Source organism: Bradyrhizobium sp. 18BD, from assembly GCF_054185225.1.
The window spans coordinates 128,898-139,915 of the sequence record NZ_JAVAYL010000017.1 but is presented as its reverse complement, the minus strand read 5'-3'; the positions used below and the strand labels follow the sequence as shown (position 1 = coordinate 139,915).

Genomic DNA, 11,018 nt, shown 5'->3' with positions numbered 1-11,018 from the left:
TTTCCGGATCATGCGATCAGCCCTTCATCAGATTGACGTCCTCAACCGCGATCGAGCCACGGTTGCGGAAATAGACCACCAGGACGGCGAGACCGATCGCGGCTTCAGCGGCCGCGACGGTGAGCACCAGAAGCGCGAAGACCTGGCCGACGATGTCGCCGAGGAAGGTCGAGAACGCCACCAGGTTGATGTTGACCGAGAGCAGGATCAGCTCGATCGACATCAGGATGACGATGATGTTCTTGCGGTTCAGGAAGATGCCGAGGATGCCGAGCGTGAACAGGATCGCGCCGACGGCAAGATAGTGTCCGAGCCCGATCGTCATTTCACCCACTCCGCCGCATCGGCATCCGAGAGCCCCTGCCCCGGTGCCACCTTGCGCATCGCCATCGCCATTTCGGGCGTGCGTGCGTTCTGAACGTTGATGTCCTGCCGCTTCACGCTCGCCTTGTGGCGCAGCGTCAGCACGATGGCGCCGATCATGGCGACCAGCAGCACCATGCCCGACAGCTGGAAGTAGTGGATGTACTTCGTATAGAGCACCAGCCCCAGCGCCTCGGTGTTCGAGACGTTGGTCGGGATCGGCGCCGTGATGGTCTTGCTCACGGTCGGGTTGATGACCCAGGCGCCGACGGTGAGCAGCAGCTCGAACAGGAAGATGCCGCCGATGACGATACCGACCGGCAGGTACTGGATGAAGCCTTCGCGCAGCTCGACGAAGTCGACATCGAGCATCATGATCACGAACAGGAACAGCACCGCGACGGCGCCGACATAGACGACGATCAGGATCATCGCCAGGAATTCGGCGCCCATCAGCACGAACAGGCCGGAGGCGTTGACGAAGGCCAGGATCAGGTACAGCACGGAGTGCACGGGATTGCGCGAGACAATCACCATCACGGCCGAGGCGACACAGACGCCGGCGAAGAGATAGAAGAACAGCGCGGGAAGGATCATGCCCTCACCTCACCGGTACGGCGCGTCGAGCTCGATCGCTTTCGCGATCTCGCGTTCCCAGCGGTCGCCGTTGGCGAGCAGCTTGGCCTTGTCATAGAACAGTTCCTCGCGGGTCTCGGTCGCGAACTCGAAGTTCGGACCTTCGACGATGGCGTCGACCGGACAGGCCTCCTGGCAGAGGCCGCAATAGATGCACTTCACCATGTCGATGTCGTAGCGCACGGTGCGGCGGGTGCCGTCGTTGCGGCGCGGGCCGGCCTCGATGGTGATGGCCTGCGCGGGGCAAACGGCCTCGCACAGCTTGCAGGCGATGCAGCGTTCCTCGCCGTTCGGATAGCGGCGCAGCGCGTGCTCCCCGCGGAAGCGCGGCGAGATCGGGCCCTTCTCGAACGGATAGTTCAGCGTCGGCTTCGGCTGGAAGAAATAGCGCATGGCGAGGAAGAACGCCGAGACGAATTCCGACAGCAGAAGCGAGCGTGCAGTGGCGTTGATGTTGATACCCATGACGGCCCTCACTTCGGCGCGATGCCGGCGAAGTGCAGCACGCCGGCCACCACGATCACCATCGCCAGCGACAGCGGCAGGAACACCTTCCAGCCGAGACGCATCAGTTGGTCGTAGCGGTAGCGCGGCACGATCGCCTTTGCCATCGCGAACAGGAAGAACATGAAGAACAGTTTCAGCGCGAACCAGATGATCCCCGGCAGCCAGTTGAAGGGCGGCAGGTCCACCGGCGGCAGCCAGCCTCCGAGGAACAGGATGGTGGCCATCGCGCACATCGTGACGATCGCGACGTACTCGCCGAGCATGAACAGCAGGTACGGCGTCGATCCGTACTCGACCATGAAACCGGCGACGAGCTCGGATTCCGCTTCCACAAGGTCGAAAGGCGGACGGTTGGTTTCCGCCAGCGCCGAGACGTAGAAGATCACGAACATCGGGAACAGCGGCCACACATACCAGTTGAGGATGGTGAGCTGCGGCAGCCCGATCAGGCTGGCGAGACCGCGGATATGCTGAGCCTCGACCACCGCCGAGAGGTTCAGCGTGCCGGCGCAGAGCAGGACGGTGATAATGACGAAGCCGATCGAGACCTCATAGGACACCATCTGCGCCGCCGAACGCAGCGCGGCCAGGAACGGATATTTCGAGTTCGACGACCAGCCGGCCATGATGATGCCGTAGATCGACAGCGACGAGATCGCGAAGATGAAGAGGATGCCGACATTGATGTCGGAGATCACCCAGCCGAGATTGGTCGGGATCACCGCCCAGGCCGCGAGCGCGAGCACGCACGACACCAGCGGCGCCAGCAGGAAGACGCCCTTGTTGGCGCCGGCCGGGATGACCGGCTCCTTCAGCACGAACTTCAGCAGGTCGGCGAAGGACTGCAGCAGGCCCCACGGGCCCACCACATTCGGGCCACGGCGGATCTGCACCGCCGCCCAGATCTTGCGATCGGCGAGCAGGATGTAGGCGATCGCGACCAAGAGGACGACGAGCACCAGGACGCTCTCCGCGACCATGATGATCAGCGGCCAGAGGAAACCGGTCCAGAATGCGCTTTCGAAGAATTCCATCGGCTCACTCCGCTGCGGTCAGCATCTGCCCGGAGGCAAGCCGCGAACATTCCGCCATCACGGCGGACGCACGCGCGATTGGGTTGGTCAAATAGAAGTCCTCGACGAGGGCCTTGAACGGCGCCTTCTCGGGCGAACCGCCCTTCCCCGCCAGCTTCTTGATCTGGTCGGCGGAGCCGGCCTCGATCTGGTCGAGACGGATCAGGTGCGGCACGGCCTTAAAGATCGCCTGGCGCAGGGCACTGAGCGAGTCATAGCCGAGCTTCTTGCCGAGCGCTTCCGAGAGCGCGCGGACGATCGCCCAGTCCTCGCGGGCTTCGCCCGGCGGGAACGCGGCGCGGCCGGTCATCTGCACGCGGCCTTCGGTGTTGACGTAGATCGCCGACTTCTCGGTGTAGGCGGCGGCCGGCAGGATGACGTCGGCGCGATGCGCGCCGCGGTCACCATGGGTGCCGATATAGACGACGAAGGTGCCGTCCGGCGCCTTGATCTCGTCGGCACCGAGCAGGAACAAGAGATCCAGCGTGCCGAAGGTCGTCATCTGCGCGGCGTTCAGGCCGCCCGCTGTGGCGGAGAAGCCGATATCGAGCGCGCCGACGCGCGAGGCGGTCTCGTGCAGCACGCCAAAGCCGTTCCAGCCGTCCTTGAGCGCGCCGACGTCGAGCGCGAGCTTGGCGGCGGCGGCGAGAATGGCCGCGCCGTCGTGACGCGCTGCAGCGCCCGCGCCGACCAGGATGATCGGGTTCTTGGCGTTCTTGAGCACATCCATGAAGGAGTGCTTGCCGGCCGCGAGCTCGCCGAGCGTCTCGGTGCCAGCGCCAAGATGGTCATAATCGTAGGTGAGATCGGCCTTGGCGCCGATCACGCCGACCTTGAAGCCGCCGGTGCGCCAGCGCTTGCGGATGCGGGCGTTGAACACCGCCGCCTCTTTCCGCGGATTGGCGCCGATGATCAGCAGCGCATCGGCCTGCTCGACACCCACCAGGGTGGGGTTGAAGATGTAGGAGCCACGGCCGAGCGCGGGATCGAAGGCGTCGCCGCCCTGCACCGCCAGATTGCTCGAGCCGTACTTGGACAGCAGGTCCTTCAGCGCGAACATCTCCTCGACGCCGGCGAGGTCGCCGGCGATCGCGCCGATGCGCTTGCCGTCGGTGCGCCCCGCCTTGGAGGCGATCGCGGCGAAGGCCTCCTGCCAGCTCGCCGCGCGCAGCTTGCCGGCTTCGCGGATATAGGGCCGGTCGAGGCGCTGGGTGCGCAGGCCGTCGACGATGTGGCGGGTCTTGTCGGAGATCCACTCCTCGTTCACGGCCTCGTTGATGCGCGGCAGCACGCGCATCACTTCACGGCCGCGGGTGTCGACGCGGATCGCAGATCCCAAGCCGTCCATGACGTCGATCGACTGGGTCTTGCCGAGCTCCCACGGACGCGCCGCGAAGGCATAGGGCTTCGAGGTCAGCGCACCGACCGGGCAGATGTCGACGAGATTGCCCTGCAATTCCGACGTCAGCGCGTGCTCAAGATAGGTCGTGATCTCCATGTCCTCGCCGCGGCCCGTCGCGCCCATCTCGGGGGCGCCGGCGACTTCCGCCGAGAAGCGGACGCAGCGCGTGCACTGGATGCAGCGGTTCATCGAGGTCTTGACCAGCGCGCCGAGATATTTGTCCTCGACCGCACGCTTGTTCTCGGCGAAACGGCTGGTGTCCACACCATAGCCCATCGCCTGGTCCTGCAGGTCACACTCGCCGCCCTGGTCGCAGATCGGGCAATCCAGCGGATGGTTGATGAGAAGGAATTCCATCACGCCTTCGCGTGCCTTCTTCACCATCGGCGAACGCGTGGAGATTTCCGGCGGCTCGCCCTTCGGGCCCGGACGGCAGTCGCGCACGCCCCAGGCGCAGCTCGCGACCGGCTTCGGGCCGCCCTTCACTTCAACGAGGCACATCCGGCAGTTGCCGGCGATCGACAGCCGCTCGTGATAGCAGAAGCGCGGAATCTCGGCGCCGGCCGCCTCGCACGCCTGAAGCAGCGTGTATTCGGCGGGGACATCGATCTCTTTGCCGTCGATGATGAGCTTGGTCATTGTCTCTACTCCGCCGCGACCATGTTCACGGGATCGCGGACGCCGGCATCATCGATGTCGGCCTTGTGCGAATACTGGTCGATGCGCGCTTCGATCTCGTGACGGAAATGCGCGATCAGGCCCTGGATCGGCCAGGCGGCTGCGTCGCCGAGCGCGCAGATGGTGTGGCCTTCGACCTGCTTGGTGACTTCGAGCAGCATGTCGATCTCGCGCTTGTGAGCGCGGCCTTCGGCCATGCGGGTGAGCACGCGCCACATCCAGCCGGTGCCTTCACGGCACGGCGTGCACTGGCCGCAGCTCTCATGCTTGTAGAAATAGGAGATGCGGGCGATGGAGCGGATCAAATCGGTGGACTTGTCCATCACGATCACGGCCGCGGTGCCGAGACCCGAGCGCAGCTTGCTCAAGCTGTCGAAATCCATCGGCGTGTCGATGATCTGCTCGGCCGGCACCATGCGCACCGACGAGCCGCCGGGGATCACGGCCTTGAGATTGTCCCAACCGCCGCGGATGCCGCCGCAATGCTTGTCGATCAGCTCACGGAACGGAATGCCCATGGCCTCTTCGACGTTGCAAGGCCGCTCGACATGGCCGGAGATGCAGAAGAGCTTGGTGCCGACATTGTTCGGACGGCCGATGCCGGCGAACCAGGCTGCGCCGCGGCGCAGGATGTCAGGCGCAACCGCGATCGACTCGACGTTGTTGACGGTGGTCGGGCAGCCATACAGGCCGACGTTCGCCGGGAACGGCGGCTTCAGGCGCGGCTGGCCCTTCTTGCCTTCGAGGCTTTCGAGCAGCGCGGTCTCTTCGCCGCAGATGTAAGCGCCGGCGCCGTGCGCGACGTAGATGTCGAACGGCCAGCCGTTGACGTTGTCCTTACCGACCAGCTTGGCGTCATAGGCCTGGTCGATCGCGGCCTGAAGATGCTCGCGCTCGCGGATGAACTCGCCGCGGACATAGATGTAGCAGGTGTGCGCGTTCATCGCGCAGCTCGCGATCAGGCAGCCCTCGATCAGGAGATGCGGATCGTGCCGCATGATCTCGCGATCCTTGCAGGTGCCCGGCTCGGATTCGTCCGCGTTGACGACGAGATAGCTCGGACGGCCGTCGGTCGATTCCTTCGGCATGAAGGACCACTTCAGACCGGTCGGGAAGCCGGCGCCGCCGCGGCCGCGGAGCCCCGAGGCCTTCATCTCGTTGATGATCCAGTCGCGGCCCTTGTCGATGATGTTCTTGGTGCCATCCCAGGCGCCGCGGCGCCGCGCACCCTCGAGCCCCCAGTCGTGGAGGCCGTAGAGGTTCTTGAAGATGCGGTCCTTGTCCTCGAGCATATCAGTGCTTTCCGATCAACGATTGGACTGCTTGTAGGCAAGTCCGGCGGCGCAGACGGCGAAGGTCAGCGCCCAGAGCAGACTGGTTTCCTGCGACGCGTTCATCATGAAGCGCTGCAGCGTGAATATGAAGGCTGCCGCGACCGCGGCATGCATGGCAACGAAGCCCCATTTCTTCACGGCCTCGCTCCCTCCAATTGCGACGAGATCACCCATCAGGTGCTCTCCTTCAGCGTGGTCGGCCCACCGCTGGGCGCCGAGAACTGGCGGCCGTTCTGCGGACCGGGCTTGGGCGGATTGCCCGAAGCGAAGCCGTCGAGCACCTTGCCGAAGGTTTCCTTGGTCAGGTCCTCATAGGTGTCCTTGCCGATCAGCACCATCGGCGCATTCACACAGGCGCCCAGGCACTCCACCTCTTCCCAGCTGAAATTGCCGTCCTTGGAGAGATGGAAAGGCTCGTGATGGATGCGGTGCTCGCAGACGTGGATCAGATCCTCGGCGCCGCGCAGGCGGCACGGCGTGGTGCCGCAAACCTGGACGTGGGCCTTCTTGCCGACCGGGGCGAGCTGGAACATCGTGTAGAAGGTCGCAACTTCCAGCACGCGGATATAGGGCATGTCGAGCAGGTCGGCGACCGCGCGGATCGCGGCTTCCGAGACCCAGCCTTCGTGCTGTTCCTGGACGCGCCAGAGGATGGCGATGACGGCGGAGGCCTGACGGCCGGCCGGATATTTCGCGATCTGCTGCTTGGCGAACGCGAGGTTCTCCTCCGTGAACGCAAAGCTCGCGGGCTGGACTTCCTTCGGTGCTAAACGGCGAACAGACATATCTTATCTCTCACTGCATACGGCGCGCGGTCTTGGCGTTCAGGGCATCGATCCTGTCCTGCCAGAACGCGCTTGCGGTGCCGAAAACGTTGTAGCCGACATGGGTCGAGACCTTGATGCGGTCGAGGATCGACAGCTCGGTCACGGTCTCCATGCGGTTGCTGCGCGGGTCGAACACGATCAGCTTCAGCGGGGTCTGCTCGAGGATGTAGCGCGACACCGCATGCGAGCGGTCGCTGCCGTGCTCCTCGCACATGATGACGCTGTCGGCCTGGAGCAGCCGGACGCCGCCCTTGATCGCCTCGATCTCGACGCCCTCGACGTCGAGCTTGATCAGGTACTTTCCGCTGGCCGAGACTCTGCCGTCGTCGATCAGATTGTCCAGCGCTAGGACCGGCACTTCCTCGCCTCCGGCCGACGGAGCGCCAGCGATGCTGAAGGCCTCGTGCTTGGTGCCTGACAGACGCGCGGTGCCGCGCGTGGCGCCGATCGCACATTTCAGGGTCTCGAAGCGGCCGCCGTTGACGCGGGCGTTGTTGGCGAGCTTCGGATAGTTCTGGCCGGACGGCTCGATCGCGATCGCCTTGTGCGCGCCGAACGGCTTGCTCGACACCAGCACCGACCAGTAGCCGTAATTGGCACCGCAATCGAGCAGCGTGTAGTCGACGTCGATGGAGTCGGCGAACAACAGTTCGAGCTCGTCTTCATAGTTGTACGAGCGGTTGAGCAGCTTGCTCCAGTAGCCGTCGCCGTAAGGGAACTCGAACACGGCATCGGGATTGAGCTTGATCGCGATGTTGCGCTTGGGCAGCGTCTTCGCCAGCAGATTGGCGCAGGCGATGTAGCCCATATGCGAGAAGTGCGAGGAGATCTTCGATCCCGTCACCAGCGCCAAGGCAGCCGTCCGCTCCCACAGGTTGGCCCCTTCAAGGGCCCCCGAGGCACGGTCAAACTGGATTGGCGCCTGCGCCATCACCGATCAACCTCTCCGAACACGATGTCGAGCGAGCCCAGGATCGCGGAAACGTCGGCGAGCAGATGGCCACGGCAGATGTGATCCATCGCCTGCAGATGCGCAAAGCCCGGCGCGCGGATCTTGCACTTGTAGGGCTTGTTGGTGCCGTCGGAGACGAGATAGACGCCGAACTCGCCCTTCGGCGCCTCGACGGCGGCGTAGACTTCGCCTTCCGGCACGCGAACGCCTTCGGTGTAGAGCTTGAAGTGGTGGATCAGCGCTTCCATCGAGCGCTTCATCTCACCACGGCGCGGCGGCGCGACCTTGTTGTCGGCGACGACGACGGGGCCCTTGCCGTCAGGCGCATTCAGCTTCTGGATGCACTGCTTCATGATGCGCACGGACTGGCGCATCTCTTCCATGCGGATCAGATAGCGGTCGTAGCAGTCGCCGTTCTTGCCGATCGGAATGTCGAAATCCATCTCGGCGTAGCACTCGTAGGGCTGCGACTTGCGCAGGTCCCAGGCCGCGCCCGAGCCGCGCACCATTACGCCGGAGAAGCCCCACTCCCAGGCTTCCTTCAGCGGCACCACGCCGATGTCGACGTTGCGCTGCTTGAAGATGCGGTTGGCGGTGAGCAAGCGGTCGAGGTCGTCCACGACCTTCAGGAACGGATCGCACCAGGCCTCGATGTCGTCGACCAGCTTCTGCGGCAGGTCCTGATGGACGCCGCCGACGCGGAAGAAGGCTGCGTGCATCCGGCTGCCGGAGGCACGCTCGTAGAACACCATCAGCTTCTCGCGCTCTTCGAAGCCCCACAGCGGCGGGGTCAGCGCGCCGACGTCCATCGCCTGCGTGGTGACGTTGAGCAGGTGCGAGAGAATGCGGCCGATCTCGCAATAGAGGATGCGGATCAGCTGGCCGCGGCGCGGCACCTCGATACCGAGCAGCTTTTCGGCCGCGAGACAGAAGGCGTGCTCCTGGTTCATCGGCGCGACATAGTCGAGGCGGTCGAAATACGGGATCGCCTGCAGATAGGTCTTCTGCTCGATCAGCTTTTCGGTGCCGCGGTGAAGCAGGCCGATATGGGGATCGACGCGGGCGACGATTTCGCCGTCCAATTCGAGCACGAGACGCAACACACCGTGAGCCGCCGGATGCTGCGGACCAAAGTTGATGGTGAAGTTGCGGAGATTTTCAGGTTGCTCGTTCATGATCAGGCCTTCGGTCCCGCCTTCTCGTCACCGGGAAGCGGATAGTCCGCCCCTTCCCACGGCGAGAGGAAATCGAACTTGCGGAATTCCTGGTTGAGCCGCACCGGCTCGTACACCACCCGCTTCTCCTGGTCGTCGTAGCGGACCTCGACGAACCCGGTGAGCGGAAAGTCCTTGCGCAGCGGATGACCCTCGAAACCGTAATCGGTCAGGAGGCGGCGCATGTCGGGATGGCCGACGAAGAACACGCCGTAGAGGTCATAGGCCTCGCGCTCGAACCAGTCGGCGCCGGGGAATTCGTTGATCAGCGACGGCACCTGCGTGGTTTCGTCGGCGGCAACCCTGAGCCGGATCCGCGTGTTCAGGGTCGGTGACAGGAAGTGGTAGATCACGTCGAAGCGCTTTTCGCGCGAGGGGTAATCGACCGCCGTCACGTCGGTGATGTTGACGAAGCGGCAGTTCGGATCGTCGCGGAGGTATTTGACCACCTCGACGATCTTGCCGGCCTCGACATCAACCGTCAGCTGGTTGAAGGCCACCGTGTGACCGGTGGCGGCACCTGGAAGCGCGCTAACGATCGTTTGCCCAAGGGCGTCGAGCTTGCCGTCGTCCATGACGTAAAACCTTAGCGTTCGATGGTGCCGGTGCGCCGGATCTTCTTCTGCAGCAGCAGCACGCCGTAGAGCAGCGCTTCCGCCGTGGGCGGGCAGCCCGGCACGTAGATGTCGATCGGCACGATGCGGTCGCAGCCGCGCACGACCGAGTAGGAATAGTGATAGTAGCCGCCGCCGTTGGCGCAGGAGCCCATCGAGATGACGTAGCGCGGCTCGGGCATCTGGTCGTAGACCTTGCGCAGAGCCGGAGCCATCTTGTTGGTCAGCGTGCCGGCGACGATCATCACGTCGGACTGGCGCGGCGAGGCACGCGGGGCGAAGCCGAAGCGCTCGACGTCGTAGCGCGGCATCGACACCTGCATCATCTCGACGGCGCAGCAGGCGAGACCAAAGGTCATCCACATCAGTGAGCCGGTACGGGCCCAGGTGATGAGGTCGTCGGTCGCGGCCGTGAAGAAGCCCTTGTCGGACAGCTCGGAATTGACCTCGAGGAAGAACGGATCATTGGCCCCGACCGGCTTGCCGGTCGACGGATCCAGAATGCCCTTGGCGGCCGGTGCGACGACCGGACCGGTGGACGTTACAGGGTTCAATCCCATTCCAGTGCTCCTTTCTTCCATTCATAGGCGAACCCGACCGTCAGCACGGCGAGGAACACCACCATGGACCAGAAGCCGGTCGCGCCAAGCTTGCCGAACGCCACCGCCCAGGGAAACAGGAACGCCACCTCGAGGTCGAAGATGATGAAGAGAATGGCGACCAGATAGAAGCGGACGTCGAACTTCATGCGCGCGTCGTCGAAGGCGTTGAAACCGCACTCATACGCCGACAGCTTTTCGGGGTCCGGCTGCTGGAACGCCACGATGAAAGGCGCGATCAGCAGCACCAGGCCAATGAGGCCCGCTACCCCTATGAAGACGACAAGTGGAAGATAGTTCTGCAGAATGCCGCTCATTGCGAGCCCTTTTTCCCGCGACGTCGGGGGAGCCGCGGATTCGTCCCGATTTGGAATTATTCTGAGCCTTAGCGCAGTGCACCAATGGGCGCAAGACACGCTCTTTTCAGGCCCTTTGCCGCCCCAAATCGGTAGAAATCCCGGAATCACCCCGCGGCTGGTATGGAGCAGATCGCCAGAGCCAGCAAGGGAAACGGTCGTATTGCACGGCGGGCGTTCCGAGATTGCAGTGCAAAGACCAAGGTTGCAATTTGGGCCGCTCTTTACCGCGTAGCATCTGCCCAAAATGCTCGGATTTTCCTGCGGCGGCGCACCGAGACCGAGGCAATGACCACCGCGGACGGCCCGATCGTCACCCGGGCGACATATTGCCGGGCGCCGTCCGGCGCCGCGCAGCCACCAAACCGTGATCGCCGAGGCTGGCAGCGAAAGAGTTGCCGCCGGGACACGTTTCCACAGGCGCAAATCGTCAGACGAGCCATGCATCATTACGGGACCCGGG

13 protein-coding genes are annotated in these 11,018 nt (G+C 64.0%); all 13 read right to left on the bottom strand.

The window, feature by feature from the left end; all coding sequences use genetic code 11:
- Window positions 1-16: 16 nt before the first annotated feature.
- From nuoK to RAD16_RS28085, 13 genes are read right to left on the bottom strand one after another with little or no spacing between them, the layout of a single operon-like run.
- The gene (gene nuoK / locus RAD16_RS28145) at window positions 17-325 is read right to left on the bottom strand and encodes an NADH-quinone oxidoreductase subunit NuoK (protein WP_027537255.1); all 309 of its coding nucleotides are present in this window, start codon (window positions 323-325) and stop codon (window positions 17-19) included.
- The gene (locus tag RAD16_RS28140; protein WP_458161076.1) at window positions 322-960 is read right to left on the bottom strand and encodes an NADH-quinone oxidoreductase subunit J; all 639 of its coding nucleotides are present in this window, start codon (window positions 958-960) and stop codon (window positions 322-324) included. The genes nuoK and RAD16_RS28140 overlap by 4 nt, the downstream gene beginning before the upstream one ends.
- Before the next feature lie 9 nt (window positions 961-969).
- Window positions 970-1,458, bottom strand: coding sequence for an NADH-quinone oxidoreductase subunit NuoI (gene nuoI, locus RAD16_RS28135; protein WP_026232873.1), 489 nt, complete (start codon window positions 1,456-1,458; stop codon window positions 970-972).
- A gap of 14 nt (window positions 1,459-1,472) precedes the next feature.
- A complete protein-coding gene (gene nuoH / locus RAD16_RS28130; protein WP_458161075.1) occupies window positions 1,473-2,540 on the bottom strand; it encodes an NADH-quinone oxidoreductase subunit NuoH in 1,068 nt (355 codons plus the stop codon).
- 4 nt (window positions 2,541-2,544) lie between these two features.
- Complete coding sequence (gene nuoG / locus RAD16_RS28125) at window positions 2,545-4,620, bottom strand: NADH-quinone oxidoreductase subunit NuoG (RefSeq protein WP_458161074.1); 2,076 nt, start codon at window positions 4,618-4,620, stop codon at window positions 2,545-2,547.
- 5 nt (window positions 4,621-4,625) lie between these two features.
- Window positions 4,626-5,951 carry an NADH-quinone oxidoreductase subunit NuoF gene (gene nuoF, locus RAD16_RS28120; RefSeq protein ID WP_326899346.1) on the bottom strand — a complete coding sequence of 442 codons (1,326 nt, stop codon included), beginning with the start codon at window positions 5,949-5,951 and terminating at the stop codon, window positions 4,626-4,628.
- A gap of 15 nt (window positions 5,952-5,966) precedes the next feature.
- Window positions 5,967-6,167 carry a hypothetical protein gene (locus RAD16_RS28115; RefSeq protein ID WP_458161073.1) on the bottom strand — a complete coding sequence of 67 codons (201 nt, stop codon included), beginning with the start codon at window positions 6,165-6,167 and terminating at the stop codon, window positions 5,967-5,969.
- A complete protein-coding gene (gene nuoE / locus RAD16_RS28110) occupies window positions 6,167-6,778 on the bottom strand; it encodes an NADH-quinone oxidoreductase subunit NuoE (RefSeq protein WP_458161072.1) in 612 nt (203 codons plus the stop codon). The genes RAD16_RS28115 and nuoE overlap by 1 nt, the downstream gene beginning before the upstream one ends.
- Window positions 6,779-6,788: 10 nt before the next feature.
- The gene (locus RAD16_RS28105; protein WP_458161071.1) at window positions 6,789-7,751 is read right to left on the bottom strand and encodes an FkbM family methyltransferase; all 963 of its coding nucleotides are present in this window, start codon (window positions 7,749-7,751) and stop codon (window positions 6,789-6,791) included.
- Window positions 7,751-8,947, bottom strand: coding sequence for an NADH-quinone oxidoreductase subunit D (locus tag RAD16_RS28100; protein ID WP_458161070.1), 1,197 nt, complete (start codon window positions 8,945-8,947; stop codon window positions 7,751-7,753). Before RAD16_RS28100 ends, RAD16_RS28105 begins: the two co-directional genes overlap by 1 nt.
- Window positions 8,948-8,949: 2 nt before the next feature.
- Window positions 8,950-9,561: an NADH-quinone oxidoreductase subunit C gene (locus RAD16_RS28095; protein ID WP_326899341.1), complete on the bottom strand. Its 612-nt coding sequence runs from the start codon at window positions 9,559-9,561 to the stop codon at window positions 8,950-8,952.
- A gap of 11 nt (window positions 9,562-9,572) precedes the next feature.
- On the bottom strand, window positions 9,573-10,160 hold the full coding sequence (locus tag RAD16_RS28090; RefSeq protein WP_458161069.1) for a NuoB/complex I 20 kDa subunit family protein: 588 nt from the start codon (window positions 10,158-10,160) through the stop codon (window positions 9,573-9,575).
- Window positions 10,151-10,516 carry an NADH-quinone oxidoreductase subunit A gene (locus RAD16_RS28085; RefSeq protein WP_008136158.1) on the bottom strand — a complete coding sequence of 122 codons (366 nt, stop codon included), beginning with the start codon at window positions 10,514-10,516 and terminating at the stop codon, window positions 10,151-10,153. The genes RAD16_RS28090 and RAD16_RS28085 overlap by 10 nt, the downstream gene beginning before the upstream one ends.
- Window positions 10,517-11,018: the final 502 nt, after the last annotated feature.